Annotated in this window: 23 protein-coding genes; 11 read left to right on the forward strand and 12 right to left on the reverse strand. The window is 62.4% G+C overall.

The annotated features are described in order from the left end of the window. Positions 1 to 49 precede the first annotated feature (49 nt). The gene (locus tag J2X76_RS04595; RefSeq protein WP_113129731.1) at positions 50 to 1147 is read right to left on the reverse strand and encodes a polyamine ABC transporter substrate-binding protein; all 1098 of its coding nucleotides are present in this window, start codon (positions 1145 to 1147) and stop codon (positions 50 to 52) included. Between the two features lie 122 nt (positions 1148 to 1269). Continuing rightward, positions 1270 to 2688, reverse strand: a complete 1419-nt coding sequence (locus J2X76_RS04600; RefSeq protein ID WP_310213668.1) for a short-chain fatty acyl-CoA regulator family protein — start codon at positions 2686 to 2688, stop codon at positions 1270 to 1272. A gap of 206 nt (positions 2689 to 2894) precedes the next feature. Between J2X76_RS04600 and aceA the strand changes: the two genes are divergently transcribed. Both aceA and J2X76_RS04610 read left to right on the forward strand, forming a co-directional pair. Then, complete coding sequence (gene aceA, locus J2X76_RS04605) at positions 2895 to 4184, forward strand: isocitrate lyase (RefSeq protein ID WP_310213669.1); 1290 nt, start codon at positions 2895 to 2897, stop codon at positions 4182 to 4184. Between the two features lie 86 nt (positions 4185 to 4270). Further along, entirely contained in the window at positions 4271 to 4510 is a 240-nt protein-coding gene (locus tag J2X76_RS04610; protein WP_113284038.1) for a hypothetical protein, read from the forward strand. 9 nt (positions 4511 to 4519) lie between these two features. Here J2X76_RS04610 and J2X76_RS04615 read toward each other — a convergent pair whose 3' ends face one another. Further along, complete coding sequence (locus J2X76_RS04615; protein WP_310213671.1) at positions 4520 to 5383, reverse strand: LysR family transcriptional regulator; 864 nt, start codon at positions 5381 to 5383, stop codon at positions 4520 to 4522. Between the two features lie 91 nt (positions 5384 to 5474). On the opposite strand from J2X76_RS04615, the gene J2X76_RS04620 reads away from it, so the two are divergent. Continuing rightward, complete coding sequence (locus J2X76_RS04620) at positions 5475 to 5825, forward strand: hypothetical protein (protein WP_310213672.1); 351 nt, start codon at positions 5475 to 5477, stop codon at positions 5823 to 5825. Here the strand turns inward: J2X76_RS04620 and J2X76_RS04625 are convergent. Continuing rightward, positions 5807 to 7642, reverse strand: a complete 1836-nt coding sequence (locus J2X76_RS04625; RefSeq protein WP_310213674.1) for a methyl-accepting chemotaxis protein — start codon at positions 7640 to 7642, stop codon at positions 5807 to 5809. The genes J2X76_RS04620 and J2X76_RS04625 overlap by 19 nt on opposite strands. Between J2X76_RS04625 and J2X76_RS04630 the strand changes: the two genes are divergently transcribed. Then, entirely contained in the window at positions 7641 to 7802 is a 162-nt protein-coding gene (locus J2X76_RS04630) for a hypothetical protein (protein WP_310213677.1), read from the forward strand. The genes J2X76_RS04625 and J2X76_RS04630 overlap by 2 nt on opposite strands. 56 nt (positions 7803 to 7858) lie before the next feature. Here J2X76_RS04630 and J2X76_RS04635 read toward each other — a convergent pair whose 3' ends face one another. Further along, entirely contained in the window at positions 7859 to 7996 is a 138-nt protein-coding gene (locus tag J2X76_RS04635; protein ID WP_310213680.1) for a hypothetical protein, read from the reverse strand. On the opposite strand from J2X76_RS04635, the gene J2X76_RS04640 reads away from it, so the two are divergent. Further along, positions 7995 to 8126 carry a hypothetical protein gene (locus J2X76_RS04640; RefSeq protein WP_310213681.1) on the forward strand — a complete coding sequence of 44 codons (132 nt, stop codon included), beginning with the start codon at positions 7995 to 7997 and terminating at the stop codon, positions 8124 to 8126. The genes J2X76_RS04635 and J2X76_RS04640 overlap by 2 nt on opposite strands. Positions 8127 to 8137: 11 nt before the next feature. Here J2X76_RS04640 and J2X76_RS04645 read toward each other — a convergent pair whose 3' ends face one another. Further along, complete coding sequence (locus J2X76_RS04645) at positions 8138 to 9319, reverse strand: NAD(P)/FAD-dependent oxidoreductase (protein ID WP_310213683.1); 1182 nt, start codon at positions 9317 to 9319, stop codon at positions 8138 to 8140. 127 nt (positions 9320 to 9446) lie between these two features. On the opposite strand from J2X76_RS04645, the gene J2X76_RS04650 reads away from it, so the two are divergent. The 6 genes from J2X76_RS04650 to J2X76_RS04675 all read left to right on the forward strand — a co-directional run bounded on the left by J2X76_RS04650 (position 9447) and on the right by J2X76_RS04675 (position 17845). Next, positions 9447 to 10886: a glutamine synthetase family protein gene (locus tag J2X76_RS04650; RefSeq protein ID WP_113129724.1), complete on the forward strand. Its 1440-nt coding sequence runs from the start codon at positions 9447 to 9449 to the stop codon at positions 10884 to 10886. Positions 10887 to 10896: 10 nt separating this feature from the next. Beyond that, the gene (locus J2X76_RS04655) at positions 10897 to 12198 is read left to right on the forward strand and encodes an FAD-binding oxidoreductase (RefSeq protein WP_113129723.1); all 1302 of its coding nucleotides are present in this window, start codon (positions 10897 to 10899) and stop codon (positions 12196 to 12198) included. 101 nt (positions 12199 to 12299) lie between these two features. Beyond that, complete coding sequence (zwf, locus tag J2X76_RS04660; protein ID WP_113129722.1) at positions 12300 to 13772, forward strand: glucose-6-phosphate dehydrogenase; 1473 nt, start codon at positions 12300 to 12302, stop codon at positions 13770 to 13772. Positions 13773 to 13777: 5 nt separating this feature from the next. Further along, positions 13778 to 14476 carry a 6-phosphogluconolactonase gene (gene pgl / locus J2X76_RS04665; protein WP_310213687.1) on the forward strand — a complete coding sequence of 233 codons (699 nt, stop codon included), beginning with the start codon at positions 13778 to 13780 and terminating at the stop codon, positions 14474 to 14476. 96 nt (positions 14477 to 14572) lie between these two features. After that, the gene (edd, locus tag J2X76_RS04670) at positions 14573 to 16390 is read left to right on the forward strand and encodes a phosphogluconate dehydratase (protein WP_310213690.1); all 1818 of its coding nucleotides are present in this window, start codon (positions 14573 to 14575) and stop codon (positions 16388 to 16390) included. A 93-nt stretch (positions 16391 to 16483) separates the two neighbouring features. Further along, positions 16484 to 17845, forward strand: coding sequence for a metallophosphoesterase (locus J2X76_RS04675; RefSeq protein ID WP_310213693.1), 1362 nt, complete (start codon positions 16484 to 16486; stop codon positions 17843 to 17845). Between the two features lie 81 nt (positions 17846 to 17926). Here J2X76_RS04675 and J2X76_RS04680 read toward each other — a convergent pair whose 3' ends face one another. The 6 genes from J2X76_RS04680 to J2X76_RS04705 all read right to left on the reverse strand — a co-directional run bounded on the left by J2X76_RS04680 (position 17927) and on the right by J2X76_RS04705 (position 24892). Then, positions 17927 to 18283, reverse strand: coding sequence for a hypothetical protein (locus J2X76_RS04680; RefSeq protein ID WP_310213695.1), 357 nt, complete (start codon positions 18281 to 18283; stop codon positions 17927 to 17929). A 179-nt stretch (positions 18284 to 18462) separates the two neighbouring features. Then, positions 18463 to 19551 (reverse strand): sn-glycerol-3-phosphate ABC transporter ATP-binding protein UgpC, encoded by a 1089-nt coding sequence (locus J2X76_RS04685; protein ID WP_310213698.1) that lies wholly within the window; start codon positions 19549 to 19551, stop codon positions 18463 to 18465. Between the two features lie 18 nt (positions 19552 to 19569). After that, positions 19570 to 21225 (reverse strand): alpha-glucosidase family protein, encoded by a 1656-nt coding sequence (locus J2X76_RS04690; protein ID WP_310213700.1) that lies wholly within the window; start codon positions 21223 to 21225, stop codon positions 19570 to 19572. 40 nt (positions 21226 to 21265) lie between these two features. Beyond that, positions 21266 to 22423, reverse strand: coding sequence for a carbohydrate ABC transporter permease (locus tag J2X76_RS04695; RefSeq protein ID WP_310213704.1), 1158 nt, complete (start codon positions 22421 to 22423; stop codon positions 21266 to 21268). Between the two features lies 1 nt (position 22424). Beyond that, complete coding sequence (locus J2X76_RS04700; RefSeq protein ID WP_113129714.1) at positions 22425 to 23438, reverse strand: carbohydrate ABC transporter permease; 1014 nt, start codon at positions 23436 to 23438, stop codon at positions 22425 to 22427. Between the two features lie 92 nt (positions 23439 to 23530). Beyond that, positions 23531 to 24892 carry an ABC transporter substrate-binding protein gene (locus J2X76_RS04705; RefSeq protein WP_310213710.1) on the reverse strand — a complete coding sequence of 454 codons (1362 nt, stop codon included), beginning with the start codon at positions 24890 to 24892 and terminating at the stop codon, positions 23531 to 23533. Positions 24893 to 24923 lie beyond the last annotated feature (31 nt).

Consider the following 24923-nt stretch of genomic DNA (forward strand, 5'->3'; position numbering starts at 1 on the left):
TTAAAGCCCCAAGGCAGAAAAGGCAGGCGTTTCCGCCTGCCTTTTCTGATCAATTACCTTTCTTGATCCGCGTCCAGACCGAGGTCACCTCCCGCTGGGACTTGCCCTCGTAGGGCGAGATGATGAAGAGCTTCTTGAGCATTTCGGCCGTGGGATAGACGGAGGTATTTTCCAACACTTCCTTATCGACGAACTTCTGGGACGCAAGGTTGCCGTTGGCGTACTGGACATAGTTGCTAGATTTGGCGATCACTTCCGGTTTCATCAGGTAGTTGATGAACGCATGGGCCTCTTCGACATGCTTTGCGTCCGCGGGGATCGCGAGATTGTCGAACCACATGTAAGTGCCTTCCTTCGGGATCACATAGTTGATGTTGACCCCGTTCTTGGCCTCTTCGGCGCGCGACTTGGCCTGCAGGATATCGCCCGACCAGCCGATGGTGATGCACACGTCGCCTTGGGCCAGATCGCTGATATAGGCCGAGGAATTGAAGGTGCGGATGCTCGGGCGGATCTTGGAATAGACCTCGCCGCCGGCGCGGATGTCGGCAATTTCCTTGCTGTCCGGGTTTTTGCCGAGATAGTTCAGGGCAATCGCGAAGGTCTCGTCGGATGCATCGAGCATATTGATGCCGCAAGCCTTCAGCTTCTTGGCATTTTCGGGCTTGAACAATACGTCCCAGCTATCGATCGGCACGTCGCCGAGTGCAGCCTTCACCTTGTCGACATTGTAGCCGATGCCCGTCGTGCCCCACATGTAGTTCACCGCATACTGGTTACCCGGATCGTATTTGGCGAGCTGCTTCGAAATCTCCGGCCACATGTTGGAGAGGTTCGGCAGCTTGGACTTATCGAGCTTCTGGAAAACGCCAGCCTGAATCTGGCGCTGCAGAAACGGTCCGGTGGGAACGACGACGTCGTAGCCAGAACCGCCCGTCAACAGCTTGGTTTCAAGCATGCCGTTGTCGTCAAAAACGTCATAGACGACCTTGATGCCGGTTTCCTTGGTGAAATCATCGAGAATGGATTCGTCGATATAGTCGGACCAATTGAATACATGGACTTCACGCTCCTGCGCGAACGCAGCCGTCGCGGCGAGGGCCGACGCGGCAACTGCGGCGGCAAGACTGAGCAGATGGCTTTTCATGATCTCTCCTGTTCCAGTTTTTTCAGCGCAATCATCAAATCACGCCTAATTCCCTTATATTTTCCGCGAGAGTAAAAAGTAATTTTACACCCTACAAGGGGGAATGTGCGCCGCGACAAAACTCACTGGAAATCAAAAGCGCTGAGACCGGTCACCATCTCGTCTAGACCAAGCGGTCTAGTCACCGGCGGCTCGGCACGGGAGAGGCACCCCTGCCTTTCGCAGAGCCTGCAGGCGGTGCCCGCAAGCATGGTTCCAGCCGGTCCCGGCAGTGCCTCGCCATAAACGGTGTCGCCCGCATTTGGAAGATCGCAGCCGAGAAGGATGGCGGTGCGCCGGATCCGCTCGCCAAATCCCGCCTGGGGGCCTTCGAGCGTTCTCGACAGCGTCAGGAACATGCCCCCATCCGGCATTTCGACACGATCGACGAGGACCTGGCCCGGTTGAAGGAAGGCCGCATGGAGCCCAAGCTTCGGACAGAGCCCGCCGAACCGGGCCTGCGGAAAGCCTTGCGCGCCGGCGCGGCGGATCGCGTTGCCGGCATGGTCGACCTCCATCAGGAAAAACGGAATGCCAGCCGCGCCGGGCCGGACGAGCGATGTCAGGCGGCCCGCGACCTGCTCGAACGACGCGTCGAAACGGGAGCGCAGGACGTCGAGGTCATATCTCGCGCGCTGGGCGGCCGAGAGGAAAGCGCCATAGGGCATCATCAGCGCATGGGCGGTATAACGGGCGAGCTCGAAACGGCCGATGCGCCGCGCCTCGCTGCTGGAGAGGCTGAGATCGTCGAGTTCAGCGGCAATCTCCTGCCCCAGCGCCAGCAGCGCGACTTCCATGGCAAGTTCGCGGGTCCGGTCGAAGGGCGAAAGCCGTTCCGATAGAAACAGCCGCATGGAATGGCGGTCGTAACGCCGGCGCAGGTTCGGCATCGCGTGGACGGGCAGCGTGCGTACCACGATGCCATGCTCGTTCTTCGCCCAGGCCTTCAAGGCGCCCGGCAGTTCGTCGCCGGTGCCGAGCTTTGCCGCAAAGGCCTCGGCGGCGTCCTCGATGCGCGGGAAAAAGTTGGGGCGGCGCTCCAGCGTCTCGCGCACCTCGTCGATCGGCAGGCGCGTGCCGGCGATCGACGTCTCGTGACCTTCGCGGGCGAGGAGATCGGCGAGATCGGACAGCCTGGCCGCCTGTTCGCGATAGGCGCGATAGAGCTTCATCAGCCCTAGCGCCGCGTTGGGGGCCGCCTCCGCCACCTCGATGATTTCCTGGTCGCCCGGGATTTCGCCGGCGAGAAGCGGATCGGCGAAGACTTCACGCAGCCGTCCAGCCAGACCGCCGCCCTCGCCCTGTAGCGCGTCGAGATCGACCTTGTAGACGGAGGCGAGCTTCAGGAGGAGCTGGACGGTGAGCGGCCGCTGGTTGCGTTCGATGAGGTTGAGATAGGAGGGCGAAATGCCGAGCGCCTCGGCCATTGCCGTCTGGGTCAGGCCGAGCCCCAATCGCACCCGTCGCACACGGGGGCCGGCAAAAATCTTTCGCTCCGCCATTTGTCACCGTTTTTACAAAATCGGCAAGTCAGCCGCTTTTACTATTGTGACATCTTCACAGAAGCCTTTGTGAAAGACAAGACATCATAACCCCTTTCCATCCGCCATATCTGCATCTTTTGTGGCAGTGCAGCATTCTAGTCTGTAAATTCAGTCACATCAAACGGCCTCGGAGCGAGGCGGCAGATTTACACAGGAGGAACACAATGACAGATTTTTACACACTGGTTCCAGGCGCACAGAAGGGCCGGTTCGATGGTATCGAACGTTCCTATTCCGCCGAGGACGTGAAGCGGCTTCGCGGCTCGGCCGAGATCCGTTATTCGCTCGCCGAGATGGGTGCCAACCGGCTGTGGTCGCTGCTCAAACAGGAAGACTTCGTCAATGCGCTCGGCGCCATGACCGGCAATCAGGCCATGCAGCAGGTCCGCGCCGGGCTGAAGGCGATCTACCTGTCCGGCTGGCAGGTCGCCGCCGACGCCAATACCGCGTCCGCCATGTATCCCGACCAGTCGCTCTATCCGGCCAACGCGGCGCCGGAACTGGCCCGGCGCATCAACCGTACCCTGCAGCGCGCCGACCAGATCGAGACCGCCGAAGGCAAGGGCCTTTCGGTCGAGACGTGGTTCGCGCCGATCGTCGCGGACGCGGAAGCCGGTTTCGGCGGGCCGCTCAACGCCTTCGAGATCATGAAGGCGTTCATCGAGGCGGGTGCCGCCGGCGTCCACTACGAAGACCAGCTCGCATCGGAAAAGAAGTGCGGCCATCTCGGCGGCAAGGTGCTGATCCCGACCGCCGCGCATATCCGCAACCTGACGGCCGCCCGGCTTGCCGCTGACGTCATGGGCACGCCGACGCTGGTCATCGCCCGCACCGATGCGGAAGCCGCCAAACTGCTCACCTCGGATATCGACGAGCGCGACCGGCCCTTTGTCGACTACGATGCGGGGCGCACCGTCGAGGGCTTCTACCAGGTCAGGAACGGCCTCGAGCCCTGCATCGCCCGGGCGGTCGCCTATGCGCCCTATTGCGATCTCATCTGGTGCGAGACGTCGAAGCCCGACCTCGAGCAGGCACGGAAATTCGCGGAAGGCGTCCACAAGGCGCATCCTGGCAAGATGCTCGCCTATAACTGCTCGCCGTCGTTCAACTGGAAAAAGAACCTCGACGACGCGACGATCGCAAAGTTCCAGAAGGAGCTGGGCGCGATGGGCTACAAGTTCCAGTTCATCACGCTCGCCGGCTTCCACCAGCTGAATTTCGGCATGTTCGAACTCGCCCGCGGCTACAAGGACCGGCAGATGGCCGCCTATTCGGAGCTGCAGGAGGCGGAATTCGCCGCCGAAATCAACGGCTACACCGCCACCAAGCACCAGCGCGAGGTCGGCACCGGCTATTTCGACGCCGTTTCCGTAGCGATATCGGGCGGACTTTCATCGACCACCGCGATGAAGGAATCCACCGAGCACGACCAGTTCCGGCCGGCTGCGGAATAGGCACAAGTCCCCGCCCCAGCCCCTCCCCTTGTGGAGTGAGGTTGGGGCGGGGACTGACCCCCAAATCAACGAAGAGGAGAACCACCATGAACATCCAGACCCATGTCAAGGAACGCGCAGAAGAACAGTCGAGCGCGATGACGCCCGATCAGCAGGCTGCGATCCGCACGCTTGCCAACGACCTGCACCGCCTCAACCACGCGATCATGAAAGCGGTCGATGCCGGTGTCTCGGTCGAGCTCGTCCGCTCCGCCCGGCATCACGGCGGCGACGGTCATTGGGGCGACCTGATGATCCCGGTCATCGTCACCAACCGCGTTCAGTGAACTTGGCCGCTATGGCTGCCGGCCGGCAAACAGCGGGCCGTGCCCCCGGACAAACTTCACCATGCGATCGACCACCGTGCGGATGTCCCGGCGGTGGCGATCGTCGTTGTTCATGACGATCCACTGGCTGTGGCGCAGGCTCTCGATCTCGCCGCCCACCCGTTCCAGCCGCATGTCCTGATCGCCGACGAAACACGGCAGGACCGCGGTTCCGGCACCGCCGAGCGCCAGATCGCGCAAGGAGCGCGGCCGGTTGACGGTCACGACCACCTGGCCTCCCCGTTCCTGATGCGGCCAACGTAGATAGGCGGAGATCGCATCCTCCTCCGAGACCGCCAGCCAGCGATCGGCGACGGACGGGTGGGCGTTGCGGGCGCGATAGGCCGCATAGGCGACCTCGCCGAGCCTGGTGGCCGCAAGGTTCGGCTCTTCCGGTTCGAAAGCGCGGATGCCGATATCGCTTTCCCGGTGGGCAAGGCTCGCCCGGCGCTCGGCGACGAATAAATCGAGGCGGAAATCATCCCGTTCGGTGCGGATGAGCGAGAGATTGCGGGTAAATATCCAGGCGAGCCAAGTGCCGCAGGCGACCCGTACCAGCGTCGAACCGACACCTTCCCGCTTCCAGCTTTCGATGCGGCGGGCAGCGCCTTCCATCTCCAGGATCCGGGTAAACAAAGCGGATCCATCGGCCGTCAGCCGGTAGCCAGTACGGCTGCGCAGGAACAGCGGGCGGCCGATCGCCTCCTCAAGATCGAGCATGCGCCGGCCGACGGTCGCGGGGCTGAGACCCGTAGCGCCGGAGGCAGCCGACAGCCCGCCGAGGCGCGCAACTTCAATAAAAAGCTCGTAGGCATCCCAGTTGATGTTTTTCATCCGTGAAAAGCATAGCGGGAATTGCGCGGTACAAGAAGCAGATTTTTGGGTTTATTGGAGGAGACGATTTTCACCGACGGAGGAAATTCCGATGTATGAGAACGTCATCGCAGCCGCCCTTTCATATCTCTGCAGAGCAAAGGCAGTACGTCGCGACGGTGCGGCGGAGAAGGACTTCTACGAACGTTTCGCCGAGCCCTATCCGCGCTGGTTCGTCGGCCTGCTGCGGCTTGCGAACACGCGCCAAACGACAATGGGCGGCATCGCTGCCGCCCATGAGACCGGTTCCGATCGAGCGACCGCCACAAGCGAAGGCCAAAACCCCGATCGCTTTTGTCCGATGCAACGCTCCCAAGCGAGGCTGGAGCGGCGTGAAAGCCCCGCCCCGCAGTGTAGGGCCGTCACCAGTTCGACGGCCGCGAATCAGGCAGCGCGAGAGTAACCGGCGCGGCTGTTCGCATCGATACGGAACTGCTGGACAAGTCCAAGCAGTGCGTCCGCTTCGCCTGCCAGGCGTCGGCTCGCTTCCGTGGTTTCGCCAACCATGGCGCCGTTCTGCTGGGTCATCTGGTCCATGCGGTTGACGGAGTTGTTGATGTCCTGCAGCGCGGCCGATTGATCCTGGCTGGCTGTGGCGATCATTTCCACGTGCTGGCTGACGCCTGTAATCTGCTGGCTGATCGCGGCCAGCACTTCGCCCGCCTGCTGCACGAGGCCGGCGCCCGCGCCGACTTCCTGGCTCGATTGGGTGATCAGTTCCTTGATCTCCTTGGCGGCTCCGGCGGAGCGCTGCGCCAGTTCGCGGACTTCCTGCGCCACGACCGCAAAGCCCTTGCCGGCCTCACCGGCGCGGGCCGCCTCGATACCGGCGTTGAGCGCCAGGAGATTGGTCTGGAAGGCGATGTCGTCGATCACCTCGATGATCAGCTCGATCTTGCCGGAAGCCTCCTCGATGCGGCCCATCGCGGCGACCGCGTTGCTCACCACGCTGCCGGAGCTGTCGGCGCTCTTCTTGGTGAGCGCCACGGCGCGATTGGCCTCGTGAGCGCGCTCGGCGGATGACCGGACCGTCGCGGTGATCTCGTCGACGGCAGCGGCCGTCTCTTCGAGGGAAGCAGCCTGGGTTTCCGTCCTGCGCGAAAGTTCGGTCGAGGAATGGCTGAGCTCGGCGCTGCTCTTCTGGATGGAGAGCGTGCTTTCGCGGATATGCGAAAGCGTGTCGCGCAGCCGCACGATCGAGCCGTTGAAGTCGCTGCGGAGCTGTTCCAGCCGCCCGGAAAATTCCGTCTCGATCGTGCTCGACAGATCGCCCTGGGCGAGCCGGGCCAAGGCGGCACCGAGTTCGCTGACGGCGGTATCGATCTGGCGGTCGACGCGCTGCTTCTCCGCATCGTTACGGCGACGTTCGGCCTCGGCCTCGGCGCGATCATCGGCGCTGCGGCTTTCCATCAGCCGCTTTTCGCGGGCCGCATCCCGGAAGACTTCCAGGGCGCGGGCGATATTGCCGAATTCGCTGCGGCGCTCGCCATAGGGGATTTCGGTAGCCTCGTTACCCTCGGCCAGCGACCGCACCGTGCCGGTCAGAACGCCGAGCGGCCGAAGCAACATTCGAAGAGCGAGGAGGGTTGCGATACCGACCACGAGGAGAGCGGCGAGCGACGTGCCGATGACGATATAGCCCGCGGTGGCAATATGGGCGAAATAGACTTCCATCGGAATGCCGATGAAAAGCAGGCCGGTGACGCCGTTCGAGGCATTGGTGATCGGGAAATAGCCCGTCATGAAATCCTTGCCGAACAGGACCGCCGGGCCGAAATAGGCTTCGCCGCGCGCCAGGAACGGTTGCGCCGGGTGGTCCGCGGCAAGCTTGGTGCCGACCGCCCGTTCGCCCTTTTCGGTCTTCACGTTGGTGGAGATCCGAACGTAATCGCTGCCCTTCTTTTCGAAAATGGTCGCCACGCCGCCGATGGCGCTTGCCGTGCGGTCGACCATGTCGTGATCTTTCAGCGCACTTTGGCCCTGGGCGACGCGGATGACCGCTCCGTCACGGATTTCGCTCTTGGCGCCGTCGAGCTCCAGGTCGTAAAGCAGGCTCATGGTGCGGATTGCCTTGCGGGCATCCCCCCTTGCCGTGTCCATGATATCACCGCGCAGGTAAGCATAGGTGAGACCTCCGACGGCCATCACAGCCAGGAAGATCATGAAGAGGCAGAGGAGAACGATCCGCGATACGACGGATGACGGCAGGATTTTGAACATGGTGGCCAAGCTTCCCCGCGAAACGATAAACTGGCCTACTATCGTTGGTGGAAATGAAAATTTACTAAATTTGAATGTAATTAATAAAGTAAGCTGGGGAGCGCTGAGCGAACGCAGCCCTAAACCGATGATCGCAAGCCGGAAAGCCGGCGCCCGATGAGCGTAGCTGGAACCGCCGCCATCCGGGCGCACGGTGAGAACAAAGAGTAGAGACTCTTAGAAAAAAAGCGTCGGAAGCGCGAGGAGCGCGGCCGTTGCGCCGATGGCAATCGCGAGAGAACGCAGGCGAATGAGTTTCTGGTTATCCTGAACCTTAGCGATTGCGATTGCACGGGCACGGCTGGGTTTCTGCATGGAAACGGCACTCCAAGGCAAGTTGCTCTGGCGCTCCAGCCGCCACCGGCAGGAAGCGCATGCCCGCTTTAAACCACAGGATTTGGCTGGCATTAAGGCAGGATGGCTGGCGCGCATTAACAAGTTCTGAATCAACCTATACTACAATGCCTCCCCACAAACATGGCCTGAAGCCCAAGCCCACTGGAAATTATAGCCGCCGAGCCAGCCGGTCACATCCACACATTCGCCGATGAAATAGAGGCCGGCCACCGCCTTGGCCTGCATCGTCTTGGAATCCAGTTCTGAGGTATCGATGCCGCCGAGCGTCACCTCGGCCGTGCGATAGCCTTCGGAACCGGCGGGTCTGATGGCCCAGTTCTGGATGGAAGCGGCCAGGCCGTCGATCGCCCTGTCGGAAAGGTCCGCGAGATGCGCCGTCAGGCCACGCGCCTCGACGAAGAACTGCGCGAGCCGTTTCGGCAGCATCTCCGCCAATATCGTCTGCGCCGCCTGTCTGCCATTGGCCTTGCGGGCGACCTTGAGGGCGGCTGCGATGTCGATGTCGGGCTCGAGAACCAGCGTCACGTCGTCGCCTTCCCGCCAGTAGGAGGAGATCTGCAGTATGGAGGGACCGCTGAGGCCCCGATGGGTGAAGAGCAGCGCCTCGCGGAAAGCCGTCCTGCCATGGCGGACCTCGGCCGGCACCGCGATGCCGGAAAGCGGAGAGAGCTTTTCGAGCAGGTTCGGGTCGAGCGTCAGCGGCACCAGCGCCGGCCGGGTCTCGACGATCTTGAGGCCGAACTGCCTGGCGATATCGTAGGCAAAGCCGGTGGCGCCCATTTTGGGGATCGACTTGCCGCCGGTCGCGACCACCAGGGATCCGGCCTCCACCAGCCCCTCGGAGGTGCCGATGCGGAAGCCGTCGGGTGTCTTTTCTATGGAGGTGATCTGCTTCTGCAACTCCAGCAACACGTTCGCCGCCTTCATCTCGGACAGCAACATGCGGATGATGTCCTTGGCGCTATCGTCGCAGAAGAGCTGGCCGAGCGTCTTTTCGTGCCAGGCGATGCCGTGGCGTTCGACCATGTCAAGAAAATCGCGCGGGGTGTAACGGGCGACCGCCGATTTGGCGAAATGCGGATTGGCGGAGAGATAGTTTTTCGCCGTTGCGTGGATATTGGTGAAATTGCAACGCCCGCCGCCGGAAATGCGGATCTTCTCGCCCGGCGCCTTGGCGTGGTCGAGCACCAGTACTGAGCGCCCGCGCCCGCCTGCCCGGATGGCGCACATCATGCCCGCCCCGCCGGCGCCCAGAACCACCACGTCGAATTTCCGCGTCACCGCATGCTCCTTGTTTCGATATCTGCTGTTTTCGATCGGCAACTCAAAGTCAATGGCGTCTCCCCCTCGCCATTCGCCAATCCGTGGTTATGATGGGAACATCCGATCAACCTCACCCCGATGTGTCATGCCGCGCAAGAAACTCACGCCCGCCCTCGCAACCGGCACCGTGGCGAAAGCCGCGACCGCCCAGCCGACGCTCACCTCGCTCAGAGGGGTAGGAGACTGGCGGGAGGCTGCCGCCTGGCTTCGGGCGCGCGGGATCGAGGATATCGAGTGCATCACGCCCGATCTCGCCGGAGTGCCGCGCGGCAAGATGATGCCGTCCTCGAAATTCACCTCGAACACCTCGCTGGCGCTGCCGTCGGCCCTCTACCGGCACACGATTTCCGGCGAATATCCCGAAGAGACCGGCACGTTCCGCTACGAACCGCGCGACAGCGACCTGAAGCTGGTGCCGGACCTTTCGACGCTATCGGTCGTGCCCTGGGAAACAGACCCCACCGCGCAGGTGATCTGCGACATCGTCGATACCGACGGCAAGGCGGTTCCCTACACGCCGCGCAACGTGCTCAAGAACATCCTCAAGCTTTATGGCGACCGGGGGTGGAAGCCGGTCGTGGCGCCGGAAATCGAATTCTATCTCGTCGCCAAGAATGACGATCCGGATTATCCGCTGCACCCGCCGAAGGGCCGGTCCGGCCGCTCGATCCTCGGCGGCCAGGGCTATTCGATCGCCGGCATCAACGAATTCGACGAGCTGATCGACGACATCTATCATTTCTCGGAAAAGCAGGGCCTCGAGATCGATACGCTGATCCACGAGGAAGGCCCGGCGCAGCTAGAGATCAACCTGCGCCATGGCGACCCGATCGAACTCGCCGACCAGGTTTTCATGTTCAAGCGCACCATCCGCGAGGCGGCGCTGAAACACGGCATCTACGCGACGTTCATGGCCAAGCCGATGCAGGGCCAGGCGGGTTCGGCGATGCACATCCATCAATCTGTGGTCGACATCAAGACCGGCAAGAACGTCTTTTCGAACCCGGACGGCTCCGCCTCGAAGGAATTCTTCCACTTCATCGGCGGTATGCAGACCTATGTGCCGAAGACGCTCGCGATGATGGCGCCCTATGTGAACTCCTACCGCCGCCTGACGCCCGACATGTCGGCGCCGGTCAACAATGCCTGGGGTTATGACAACCGGACGACCGCCTTCCGTGTACCGGTCTCGGATGCAAACGCCCGCCGCGTCGAAAACCGCCTGCCGAGCTCGGACGCCAATCCCTATCTGGCGCTCGCGGCCTCGCTCGGCTGCGGCCTGCTCGGCATCATGAACGCCATCGAGCCGGGACCGCCGACCGAGGATACCGCCAACGAAGGATCGATCGAACTGCCGCGCGGCCTGCTCGAAGCCGTGTCGCTGCTTGAATCCGATCCGGCGCTTGCCGGCGTCTTCAGCCCGGAATTCATCGGCCTCTATGCGGGCGTCAAGCGCGGCGAATTCGAGACCTTCATGCAGGTGATCAGCCCCTGGGAGCGGGAATTCCTGCTTCTCAACGTGTGAGGGCTGCCTCGTGGATGCATGGCAGAGCCCGATCGCGCCGGGGATTTCCTGGTATCAGGCAACCGTCGGCGAACGGCCGGCCTATCCGGCGCTCGACGGATCGAAGACCGTCGACGTGGCGATCATCGGCGGCGGCTATACCGGCCTGCAGGCCGCCTACAATCTCGCAAAGGCCGGCATTTCCGTCGCGCTGATCGAGGCAAGCCGCTTCGGCGACGGCGCGTCCGGCCGCAATGGCGGACAGATGGGGACCGGGCAGCGCTGGTGGCCGGAGGATCTGGAAAAGGAGATCGGCTACGAGCGCTCGAAGGCCTTGTTCGACATGGCCGAGGACGCCAAGCGACATCTCCTCGACTTTGCCGAGGCCCACGGCATCGACATGGACTACATGCCGGGGCAGCTGAACGTCTCCCACAAAAGAGGCCACGAAAAGGATTACCGGGCGAGTGCCGAGATCGCGGCGGAGCGTTACGGCTATCCGCACCTCTCCTTCATGGACGGCCGGGAGACTGCGGAGCGGCTCGGCACGAAAGACTATTATTACGGCGTGCGCGATACCGGCACCGGCCATATCCATCCGCTGAAACTGCTGGTCGGGCTTGCCCGCGCCGCGCAGGCGGCGGGCGCCCAGATTTTCGAGATGACGCCGGCCACGGCGATCGAAAAGACGAGAAACGGTCCCGGCGGAAAGATCCTGGTCAAGACGCCGAAAGGTACCCTCACTGCCGACCGGGTGCTGATCGCCACCAATGCCTATATCGGCAATCTGGAGCCGGTTACATCCGCGCATATCATGCCGATCGGATCATTCATCGCCGCGACCGCGCCGCTCGACGATTTTCCGCATGTCATTCCAGGCGGCGAGGCGGCTGCTGATTCGCGGTTCGTTGTGCGCTATTTCCGCAAGAGCCGCGACAACCGGCTGCTGTTCGGCGGCCGCGAAGTCTATTCGTCACGAAATCCGGCAGACACTGCAAACGCCATCCGCAGGCAGATCGTCGAGACCTACCCGGCCCTCAAAAACGTCGAAATCACGCATGCCTGGGGCGGAAATGTCGGCATTACCATGCCACGTCAGCCCTTCGTGCGCGAAGTCATGCCGGGGGTCACCTCGATAGGGGGCTATTCCGGTCATGGCGTCATGCTGTCAAACTATTGTGGCAAGCTTTATGCTGATATGGTCGCAGGCAGGGCGACGGATCTCGACCACCTTGCCGCGCTTAAGGTTCCCGCCTTCCCGGGCGGGCGTCACATGCGGACTCCCCTGCTTTTTCTTGCCCTCACGTGGTTTGCGCTGCGCGACAGGCTCTGACAAGGCAAGGTTCCTAACACACTTCGAAGCCAATTCGGGCTAGCGTTTTTAAATCGATTAGAATAAGTATGCCCCCAACCATGCAGGACGAAAGAACAGCGATGAGCAGCCAGATCATCCCAGTTGAAGCCTTTGATTGTATCGTGTTCGGCGGTACCGGCGACCTTGCGGAACGCAAGCTCCTTCCGGCCCTCTACCACCGGCAAGTCGAAGGCCAGTTCACCGAGCCAACGCGCATTATCGGCGCTTCGCGCAGCGCGCTTTCGCATGAAGATTACCGCAAGTTCGCGCAGGATGCCCTGAAGGAGCATCTCAAGAAGGGCGAATACGACGAGGCGGAAGTCCAGAAATTCCTCCAGCGGCTCTATTACGTCTCGGTCGACGCAAAGGCCGACCAGGGCTGGGAGGCGCTGAAGAAACTGCTCGACGACGGCAAGGAGCGCATCCGCGTCTTCTATCTGGCGGTTGCGCCTGGCATTTTCGGCGCGATCTCGGAAAAGATCCGCGACCACAAGCTGATCACCAAGTCGACCCGCATCGTCGTCGAAAAGCCGATCGGCCGTGACCTTGCCTCGGCGCTCGACCTCAACGACACGATCGGCCGCGTATTCAAGGAAGAACAGATCTTCCGCATCGACCACTATCTCGGCAAGGAGACGGTGCAGAACCTGATGGCGCTGCGCTTCGCCAACGCGCTCTACGAGCCGCTGTGGAACGCCGACCATATCGACCACGTGCAGATCACGGTTGCCGAAGCGGTCGGCCTCGAAGGCCGCGCCGGCTACTACGACACGGCGGGCGCGCTGCGCGACATGGTGCAGAACCACATCCTGCAGCTCCTCTGCCTTGTCGCCATGGAAGTGCCCTCCTCGATGAATTCGGAATCGGTGCGCGACGAGAAGCTCAAGGTGCTGCGCGCCCTGAAGCCGATCACCGAGGCCAATTGCGAGCAGATGACGGTGCGCGGCCAGTACCGCGCCGGCGCGTCCGCAGGTGGTCCGGTCAAGGGTTATCTCGACGAGCTGGAAGGCGGCGTTTCCAACACCGAGACCTTCGTCGCCATCAAGGCCGAGATCGGCAACTGGCGCTGGGCCGGCGTGCCCTTCTACATCCGCACCGGCAAGCGGCTTGCAGCCCGCATGTCGGAGATCGTCATCACCTTCAAGCCGATCCCCCACAATATCTTCGACGCAGCCGCCGGACGCATTTCAGCCAACCAGCTGATCATCCGCCTGCAGCCGGACGAAGGCGTCAAGCAGTCCCTGATGATTAAGGATCCGGGCCCGGGCGGCATGCGGCTGCGCAACGTCTCGCTCGACATGAGCTTTGCGGAAGCCTTCTCGGTGCGCAATCCGGACGCCTACGAGCGGCTGCTGACCGACACGATCCGCTCCAACCAGACGCTGTTCATGCGCCGCGACGAAGTGGAAGCAGCATGGCGCTGGGTCGATCCGATCCTGAAAGGCTGGGAAGCGGCAGGCCAGCAGGTGCAGGGTTACACCGCCGGCACCTGGGGTCCGAGCCAGGCGATCGCCCTCATCGAGCGCGACGGCCGCACATGGCATGAAGGTTAAGGGTCATGATCGCGAACATGCATGAATTCCCCGATGCCTCAGCACTCGCCGCCGGCCTGGCGGACGAGGTCGCGGCGCACCTTGAAACCGCGATCCGCGACCGGGGCACCGCCTCGATCGCGGTCTCGGGCGGCTCGACCCCGAAGAAGTTCTTCGAGGCGCTGGCAACCCGCGATATCGACTGGAGCAAGGTTTCGGTGACGCTGGTCGATGAGCGTTTCGTGCCGGCAGACAGCCCGCGCTCCAACCATCTGCTGGTTTCGACGCATTTGCTGAAGGACAAGGCGTCAGCGGCGCATTTCATCCCGCTCTACTACGAAGCGCCCTCGATCGAGGACGCGGCGGTGATCGCGACCGACAAGACTTCCGTTATCGGCCGTCCCTTCGACGTGGCGATCCTCGGCATGGGTGGTGACGGCCATACGGCATCCTTCTTCCCGCACGGCAACAACCTCGCCCGGGCGCTGGACCTTTCCGGCCCGCGCGGCGTACTGACCATGCAGGCGGAAGGTGCGGGCGAAGAACGGCTGACCTTCTCGTTCGCCAGCCTTTCGGATGCCCGCTTCCTGGCGCTGCATATCGAAGGCCAGGGCAAGAAGGACGTGCTGGAAACGGCAAAGGCCGGCTCCGACGAAACCGACATGCCGATCCGCGCCGTGCTGAACCGCGCCGCTTCGCCGCTGGAGATTTTCTGGGCGCCCTGAGCGCCGACTTTTCAACACGAGCAATCCCGGTGGCTTAGGGCCTTCCCGAAGGTCCTGCCCCTCCCGAGCCGGGGTTGCGCACAAGAGGACAAGACCATGGCCGCTCATTCCCGCATCGAGGCGATCACCGCCCGTATCGTCGAACGTTCGAAACCCCATCGCGAAGCCTATCTCGACCGCGTTCGGCGGGCGGCCTCGCGCGATCCACATCGCTCCGTCCTCTCCTGCGGCAATCTCGCCCACGGTTTTGCGGTCTGTTCCCCCGCCGAGAAGGACGCGCTCGCGGGCGACGTCGTTCCGAACCTCGGCATGATCACCGCCTATAACGACATGCTCTCGGCCCATCAGCCCTACGAAACCTTCCCGCCGATCATCCGCGAGGCGGCACGGGAAGCGGGCGGCATCGCCCAGGTCGCCGGCGGCGTGCCGGCCATGTGCGACGGCGTCACGCAAGGGCAGCCGGGCATGGAACTGTCGCTGTTCTCGCGCGACGCGATCGCCATGGCGGCCGGCATCGGCCTGTCGCACAACATGTTCGACGCGGCCGTCTTCCTCGGCATCTGCGACAAGATCGTGCCGGGCCTCGTCATTGCCGCACTCTCCTTCGGTCACCTGCCTTCCGTCTTCATTCCGGCAGGGCCGATGACATCAGGCCTGCCGAACGACGAAAAGTCGCGCATCCGCCAGCTCTATGCGGAGGGCAAGGTCGGCCGCATCGAGCTGCTGGAAGCGGAATCCAAATCCTACCACGGCCCCGGTACCTGCACCTTCTACGGCACCGCCAATTCCAACCAGATGCTGATGGAGATCATGGGTTTCCACATGCCCGGCGCCTCCTTCGTCAATCCGGGTACGCCGCTGCGTGAAGCGCTGACCCGCGAGGCCGCCAAACGGGCGCTCGCCATCACCGCGCTCGGCAACGAATTCACGCCGGCCGGCGAGATGATCGACGAGCGCTCGATCGTCAACGGCGTCGTCGGCCTGCATGCGACCGGCGGTTCGACAAACCACACGCTGCATCTCGTCGCCATGGCGCGCGCCGCCGGCATCCTGCTTACCTGGCAGGATATTTCGGAGCTCTCGGATATCGTGCCGCTGCTTGCCCGCGTCTATCCGAACGGGCTTGCCGACGTGAACCATTTCCACGCCGCCGGCGGCATGGGTTTCCTGATCAAGCAGCTCCTGAAGACCGGCATGGTGCATGACGACGTGCGCACCGTCTTCGGCCACGGGCTCGAAGCCTATACGGTCGAGGCCAAGCTCGATGCCAATGGCCAGGTCACCCGCGAGGCGATCCCGGATCAGAGCGGCGACCCCAAGGTCCTCGCATCGATCGAAACACCGTTCCAGCCGAATGGCGGCCTCAAGATGCTGAAGGGCAATCTCGGCAAGGCGGTCATCAAGATCTCCGCGGTCAAGCCGGAACGCCATATCATCGAGGCGCCGGCGATCGTCTTCCACGACCAGCAGGCGCTGCAGGATGCCTTCAAGCGCGGCGAGCTCAACAGGGATTTCGTCGCGGTCGTCCGCTTCCAGGGACCGAAGGCGAACGGCATGCCGGAACTGCACCGCCTCACCCCACCGCTTGGCGTTATCCAGGACCGCGGCTTCAAGGTGGCGCTAGTGACCGACGGACGTATGTCGGGCGCCTCCGGCAAGGTGCCGGCGGCGATCCACATCACCCCGGAAGCCTCGGACGGCGGGCCGATCGCCAGGATCAAGGACGGCGACATCATTCGCCTCGACGCGGTCGCCGGCACGCTCGAAGTCCTGGCCGATGCCACGGAATTTGAAGCCCGCACACCGGTCGTCGTCGATCTGTCCGACAACGAATTCGGAATGGGCCGTGAACTCTTCGCGCCCTTCCGTCGCCATGTCGGCACGGCGGACATGGGTGCCAGCGTGTTTGCGTGATCGCCGGCCCGGTTATCCGGGCCTGCTCGTCACACGGTTGTCTTCCGGTGTTCCTAAGAAGCTCGCAAGTCACACACCGCCCGGGAGACCCTCATGCGTGCAGAAATCACCCGTCGAAGCCTGCTTGCCCTGCTCGCTTCGACTTCCATCCTGCCGATCGTTCCGACGACGGCCTTCGCGGCCGGCCAGGGTTTCCAGGCGATCATCCTGTCCGACCTGCATTCCGCCTATGAGCGGATGGGCCAGCTGCTGGCCGTGGTCGAAAAGCAGGTGGCCGGCGCGGGCGTTCCCCAGGTCATCCTGATCAACGGGGATATCTTCGAACTCGGCAATGTCGTTGCCTCCCGCTCCGGCGGCGAGATCGACTGGGCCTTCCTCGGCGCGCTGGCGAAGCTCGCGCCCGTTGTCGTCAATATCGGCAACCACGAGCCGGATCTCGACAACGACCTCGCGCATTTCGTGGAGCGCGCCCGCGGCCTTGGCGTCACCGTGCTCAGCAACATCATCGACAAGCGGACCGGCAAGCCTTACGCGGACGCCGGCAAGCAGATCGAAATCGGCGGCCTCAAGATAAAGCTCGCCGCCTTCGCCACCGACGCGATCGGCACCTATCCGAAGCCGACGCGCGAGATGATGGACATTCCGAAGCCGGTGGAATGGGCGAAGGCCAACCTGCCGACGCTGCTTTCCGGCGACGGCATCAATATCGTGCTCAGCCATGCGGGCGTCGTTCCGGACCGCGACATCCTGCCGATCCTGCCGGACGGCACATTGATGATCGGTGGCCACGACCATCTGACGCTCACGCATAGCCAGGGCGAAACCCGCTATATCCATACCGGCTCCTGGTCGTCGGCGATCATGGTCGCCAGTTTCAAGGCGGCCGGCAAGGCGCCGGAGCTGGCGCGAATCGAGATCGACCGCACAGGTCCCTCCTCCGCCGTACTGAAGGACCTGATCCCGGCTGTTCTCGCCAAGCATCTGAAGGACGAGGAACGCGCCGTCGTCGCCCGGACGGCCAAGGCCATGACGCTCGGCGAGACCGCGCGGTTCGCGGCCCAGGCCATGGCCGCCAGGGCCGGTGCCGATATCGGCTTTATCGGCCATACCTCGTTCGGCACCGGGCTGCCGGCCGGCGATGTCAGCCGGTTCGACTTCAATGCCGGACTGCGTTTCGAGGGCAAGCTGATGGTCTCGGAAGTGGATGCGGCCGCGCTTGCGGCGATCCTCGCTCGCTGCAACCAGGACGGCGATATCCCGCTCGCCGCCCGTACCGGCGATTTCCTCTATGCCGCGCCGAAAGCGCCGGAGGGCAAACAACGCTACAGGATCGTCTGCAACGACTGGTCGGCGATCAACCAGAAGAGCTATTTCGGCCGCGAGGACATCGCGTTTGCCGAAGTGCCTGATATCAAGCTGAAGCCGCTCGTGGCCGAGACGCTGGCGAAGACTTGAATAACCAAAAGAAAACGCCCGAAACCGGCTTCGGTTTCGGGCGTTTCTTCGAAAGACCTGGGCCGAAGAGGGCGGCCTTCTCTACCAGGAGCGGATGTCCAGCGTCCGGTCGCGATGGTTCGGATGGGTCGAGAATATGAAGATACGGTCCAGTTCCTTTTTCGTGAGCAGAGACAGAAAACGAACTTCGATCGTGTTGTTGGCATTGGTGCGCATCAGCAGGCAGCCGACCTTGGAAATACGCGCGTCGGGAATGTCGAGATAAAACTGCTTCGGCAGATTATACTGCGTCAGGATGCCGAGAACGGCGCCGCTCATCGAGATGCGGATGACGTCGCAGCGACGCTGCGCCATGTTCATCACCCCGTTTTCCGTATACTCGATACGGGCGGCATTCATCGTGTCTTCCATTTTGAACCGGGCTTCCCGGTCGTACATGAAAGACTCTTCCTTGTTCAAAAAGTGATTCTTGTTACTTGGAGCCGCACTCACGACATCCCTCCATTGCTTTACAAGGAGAAGACTAGCCGGCGAAATTTAACAGAGAGTTTTGAAGTCCCAAATCAGAACAACTCCAAATGCATATCGCAAAATCTCGGTAAACAGCTCGTTACTTCCTAGATCCGATAGGTCTTACCTTCTGCATTGAAAAGGTGCAGTTTCTGAGGGTCTGCTGAAAAGCGCATGGTGTCGCCCTTCTTCACCTGCAGAATGCCGGGGATCTTGGCAATGATCGGCTCATGATCGGCCAGTCCCTCAATGTAGAGAAGGGTCACTTCGCCGAGCGCTTCAACGATCGAAATCTGTCCCTCGAAGAGATAATCAGGTCCGGTCGCGATCGACAGATCTTCCGGCCGCACGCCGAAACTGGCTGGCCTGCCCTTTTCGGAGGCCGCGGTCGGCACCGGCATCTGCACCGATTTTCCGCCCTTCAGCGCCACCGTGGTCGTCTCGCCGGTCTCCGTCACGGTGGCGGGGATGATGTTCATCGCGGGCGAGCCGATGAAGCGGGCGACGAACAGGTTCTGCGGACGCTCGTAAAGTTCGAGCGGAGCGCCGACCTGCTCGATACGGCCGGCCGACAACACGACGATACGGTCGGCAAGCGTCATCGCCTCCACCTGATCGTGCGTGACGTAGATCATCGTCGTATCCGGCATCTGGTCCTTGAGCTTGGCGATCTCGATGCGGGTCGCGACACGCAGCGCCGCGTCGAGGTTGGAGAGCGGTTCGTCGAACAGGAAGACCTTCGGGTTGCGGCAGATGGCGCGACCGATGGCGACGCGCTGGCGCTGGCCGCCGGAGAGCGCCTTCGGCAGACGATCGAGATAGGGGGTGAGCTGGAGGATATCGGCCGCCGCACGTACCCGGCGGTCGATCTCGTCGCGGCTTTCCTTGGCGATCCGCATGCCGAAAGCCATGTTGTCGTAGACCGTCATATGCGGATAAAGGGCGTAGGACTGGAAGACCATGGCGATGCCGCGCCGCGACGGCGGCACGTCGTTGACGAGCTGGCCGTCGATGAACATCTCTCCGCCGGTGATGCTCTCAAGGCCGGAGATCATCCGCAGCAGCGTGGACTTGCCGCAGCCGGATGGTCCGACAAACACCACGAACTCGCCCTGGGTGATGTCCAGGTCGATGCCGTGCAGCACCTTTATCTGGCCATAGGCCTTGCGGATATCCTTCAGAATGACGCCAGCCATGTTTCCTCCCCTTTATCGTTATGCGTGATGGGCGAAGAACGCCCCCCAGGCCGGTAGTTCCACTCGCCTGCCTTCCAGCCCGCTTTCGAAACCATGGCCGGTCAGCACTTCCCAATCGCCTGCCGGCAGTTCGGCTGCCGTTTCCGTCGCGCTCATGTTGAACAGGCAGAGCACCGTCTCGTTGCCGTATTGGCGCTTGTAACCGAGCACCGTGCCGTCCTCGGCCAGGAACTCGATATCGCCCTTGGCAAAGGCCGGATGCTGCTTGCGGAAAGCGAGGAAGCGGCGGTACTGCTCCAGCACCGAGGCCGGGTCGCCGTATTGGGCGCCGACGGCCCGAAGCTGATGCTCGACCGGTATCGGCAGCCAGGTCTTTTCCGCGGTGGAGAAGCCGGCCTGCAGCGCCTGGCTGTCCCAGACCATCGGCGTGCGGCAACCGTCGCGGCCCTTGAATTCCGGCCAGAACTGGATGCCGTAGGGATCCTGAAGGTCGGCATAGGCGATGTCGGCTTCGGTGAGGCCCAGTTCCTCGCCCTGATAGATGCAGACCGAACCGCGCTGCGACATCAGGATGGCCGACGCCATCTTGGCGTAACTGTCGCGGTCGAGGACGTCGTGGCCCCAGCGGCTGACATGGCGCACCACGTCGTGGTTCGAGAAGGCCCAGCAGGCCCAGCCGTCCGGTGCCGCGACCGAAAATGCCTTCTGCACCTCGGATACGCGTGCCGGCGTCAGCGGGTCGGGCGCCAGGAATTCGAATGCGTAGCACATCTGCATCTTGTCGTTGCCGGACGTGTATTCCCCGACGATTTCGAGGCCGCGCTGGCTGTCGCCCACTTCGCCGACGGCGGCAATCGCCGGAAACTCGTCGAGCACGGCGCGGAAACGCCGCAGGAATTCCAGGTTTTCCGGCCGGTTCTTGTCGTAGAGATGTTCCTGGAAGTTATAGGGGTTCACGGCCGGCGCGGTGGAGGCGTTGCGGCGCGACGGATCGAGCGCCGGGTTGTCGCGCAGGTCCTTGTCGTGGAAATAGAAGTTGATCGTGTCGAGGCGGAAACCATCGACGCCGCGCTTCAGCCAGAAGCGGGTCATGTCGAGCAGCGCGTCCTGGACCTCCGCATTGTGCAGGTTGAGGTCCGGTTGCGAGGTCAGGAAGTTGTGCATGTAATATTGCATGCGGGTCGGGTCCCACGCCCAAGCGGACCCGCCGAAGATCGACAGCCAGTTGTTGGGCGGCGTGCCGTCCGGCTTGGCGTCGGCCCAGACATACCAGTCGGCCTTGGGGTTGAAGCGGCTGGAGCGGCTTTCGATGAACCACGCATGCTGGTCGGAACTGTGCGACATGACGAGGTCGATCATCACCTTTATGCCGAGCCGGTGCGCCTCGGAAATCAGCCCGTCGAAATCCGACAGCGAGCCGAACATCGGATCGACATCCGTGTAGTTGGAGACGTCGTAGCCGAAATCCCGCATCGGCGAGGGGAAGAATGGCGAGATCCAGATGGCGTCGGCGCCGAGCGCCGCCACATGCGGCAGGCGGGCGGTGATACCCTTCAGATCGCCGATGCCGTCGCCGTTCGAGTCCTGATAGGAGCGCGGGTAAATCTGATAAATGACCGCCCCACGCCACCAGTCCTTGTCCGGTGCTGCGGAGGCTTCTGCTGAAACGCTCATTCAAAATCCTATAGAGGTCTGTGTTGATCTGCCGCGCTCGTCAGCCGCCCTTGACGGAGCCGGCGAGCAGGCCGCGAACCAAATACCGTTGCAGGGCGAAAAAGACGATAATCGGGACGACGATTGTTATGAAGGCCGAAGCCGTGAGGATTTCCCACTTTCCACCCATGGACCCCAGAAGCGCGTTCAGGGCGCCGGTGAGGACTAGTTGATCCTTGCCGGTGCCGAGGAAGACCATGGCGACCAGAAGGTCGTTCCATGTCCAGAGGAACTGGAAGATCGAGAAGGAGGCGAGCGCCGGGAATGACAGCGGCAGGATGATCTTGACGAAGATCTCGAAATCACTGGCGCCGTCGACGCGGGCGGATTCGATGATTTCCCTCGGCAGGCCGGCAATGTAGTTGCGCAGGAGATAGATCGCGAGCGGCATGCCAAAGGCGGAATGGGCAAGCCAGATGCCCGCATAACTGCGAGACGGCACGCCGAAAAAATTGCCGATCTCGTTGTACATCTTCAGCAGCGGAATGAGCGACATCTGCAGGGGAACGACGATCAGCCCGACCACCAGCGCGATGATCAGGGCCCGCCCGGGAAACTCCATCCAGGAGAGAGCATAGGCTGCGAAGGCGGCGATCAGGATGGGGATGATCGTTGCGGGAACCGCGACCGTCAGCGAATTGACGAAGGACTGGCCGATGCCTTGAGAGGTCAGGACCGTGCGGTAGTTTTCGGTGGTGAAGGATGGCGGCGTGGCGACCGAGAGATAAACGCGCTTGCCGCGCCCCTCGAACGGCGCATTCTTGGAATAGGTATAGCTGCCGTCCTCATTGATGGTCAGCGTCTCGCCGTCGCCGAGATCGGCAGCCTTGCCCACCGCAAATTCCGTAGGCGCGGCAACGCGGGTCCCGAAGGCGCGTACAGCGCCGCCTTTCCCTCCTTCGAAAACCGAGCCCGTGATGACATAGGTCGCGCCGTTCTGCTTGGCGGTCGAGGGATCGCCGAGCCGGGCGGCGCTCGTTTCAGCAGCGCCCGTGAAGGCCGTCCACCAGCCCGATGCGGCAATCTGGCCCGCGTCGCGGAAGGACGTGACGAGGATGCCGAGCGTCGGGATGAGCCAGATGATGCAGATGACGAGGACCGAGAGGTGGACGACGAGGCGCGGAAGGCCGATACGGCGGAGGCTTGCTACTGCGCTCATCTCAATGGCCTCCCATTTCCTTGTTCGCCTGGCGGATATTCCAGATCATGATCGGCGTGACGGCTGCCATGATGACGAGCGCGATCACCGCGCTTCGGCCGCTGTCGCCCCCGCCGCGGAACATCCAGTCGAACATCAGGTTTGCGAGAACCATGGTGTTCCATTGGCCGTTGGTCATGGTCAGCACGATATCGAAGACCTTGAGCACGAGAATGGTGATCGTCGTCCAGACGACGGCGATCGTGCCCCATATCTGCGGCACCATGATCTTCCAGAAGATCTGCCAGCCATTGGCGCCGTCGATCACCGCCGCCTCGATCGTCTCCTCGGGGATGCCGCGAAGCGCCGCCGAAAGGATCACCATGGCGAAGCCCGTCTGGATCCAGATGAGGATGACCATCAGGAAGAAGTTGTTCCAGAAGGGCAGCGAAATCCAGACCTGAGGATTGCCTCCGATGGCCTGCACGACCGCGTTGAGGAGACCGATCTGCGTTTCGGTGCCGCCGCGATACTCGTAAATGAACTTCCAGATGACCGAGGCGCCGACGAAGGAAATCGCCATCGGCATGAAGATCAGGCTTTTGGCGAGATTGCCCCACCAGATGCGGTCGGTCAGCACGGCGATGACGAGGCCGAAGAAGGTGCAGGCCGCCGGCACGACCGCGAGCCAGAGGATGTTGTTGAAGATGGACTGCCGGAACTGCGCGTCCTGGATGGCCCAGCGATAATTGGCAAGGCCGACGAAGTCGCCGCCCGACCGGTCGTAGAAGGAGAGGATGAAGGTCGCGACGACCGGATAAACGAGGTAGACGACCAGCAGGATGAGCGCCGGGCCGAGAAACAACCAGGGGCGCACCGTGGCGCGGCGGTTGAGATTGACGGAGGCGGCGCGGACATTGTCCACCGGCACGGGAAAGACGGCCTGCAGGATCTTGTCGGAGAGCCAGTAATACAGAGCACAGACGAAAACGCCGGCGATCACCACGCCGACGGCTGAAACGATCTGCGATATCATGCCTCTCCCCTTTTCACCGTTTTATGCGTAGCTTCTGATCGTGCCGCGCCGATCTCCCGGCGCGGTCGCAGTTCGACAATCTGTGGGGAGGCTTATTTCAAACCGTCCCAGGCCTTCTGAATGTCCGTCGCGACGGTCTTTGCGTCCTTGCCGCCGACATAGTCCACCATGCCGGTCCAGAATGCACCCGCACCGATCTTGCCCGGCATCAGGTCCGACGCATCGAAGCGGAAGGTTGTGGCCGTGGTCAGGGCCAGGCCCTGTTTCTTCAAAACGTCATTGGCATAGGCATTGGGATTGGCGCCCTTGAACGGCGTCAGGAACGACGACTGCGCCATCCACACCTCGTGGGCGATCGGCGTCTTCAGGAATTCGATGAAGGCCTTGGCGGCCGGCGAATCCTTGGTGATGGCAAACATCGTGCCGGCGCCGAGGACCGGCGTTCCGAGTTCCGGTTTCGAGGCATAGGTGGGCAGGTAGAAGAAGTCGGCATCGGTGCCGAGTTTCGTGCCCGGCGGGAAGAAGGACGGCACGAAGGATGCCTGGTGATGCAGGTAACATTTCGGCGGAATGCCGAAGAGGCCCTTCGGGCTGTCGCGGAAGTCGGTGGAGGCAACGGCCGCGACACCACCGCTGACATATTTGGGATTCTTGGCGAACTTGCCGAATTCCTCGATCGCTCCGACAACGGCCGGATCGTTGAACTTGACCTCGTTGCTCACCCACTTGTCGTAGACGTCAGGCTTCTGGGTGCGCAGCATCATGTCCTCGACCCAGTCGGTCGCCGGCCAGCCCGTCGCGCCGCCGGAGCCGAGACCGATGCACCACGGAACGCCGCCGTCCTTGACGATCTGGTCGCTGAGCTTGATCAGGTCCTCCATGGTCTTCGGAACCTTGTAACCCGCTTCCTCGAAGTTCTCGGGCACATACCAGACCATGGATTTGAAATCGGCCTTGAAGGGGAAGCCGAAATAACCCTGCTTGCCGTCCTTGCCCTTGTAGGTTCCGTAACGGAGCCAGTCTTCGCCCGAGCCGTAATTGGTCTTGACCCAGTCGGAATTCTCCTGGCCGAGCGGCGTCAGGAAACCCTTGGCGGCGAGATCGGCCAGAAGCCCGGGCTGCGGAATGATGGCGATGTTCGGAGGCGAGCCCGCCTGGGTGTCGATGACGATCTGCTGTTCGTAGTTTTCCGAGGAGGAATAGCGGCCGTTGATGCCGGTCGCCGCATTGAAATAAGCCAGAACGCTGTTGAAGAGCACCTCGTCTTCGCCGCGCCAGGGGCCGAACAGCGTCAGGTTCTGCCCCTTGAGATCGGCATGGGCAGCCTTGAAGTCCTCGTAGCTCTTCCAGTTGAATTTCGAATCCTGGCCGGGCGCGAATTTAAGCTCCTGCGCGACTGCGCCACCGGCTACGAGCGCTGCCAGCGCCGTACCGATCCAAAATGATGCCTTCATGAAATAATCCTCCCGTTGTCCCGACTTTGCT

Source organism: Neorhizobium sp. 2083 (assembly GCF_031455615.1).
In the GTDB taxonomy this organism is placed as follows: domain Bacteria; phylum Pseudomonadota; class Alphaproteobacteria; order Rhizobiales; family Rhizobiaceae; genus Neorhizobium.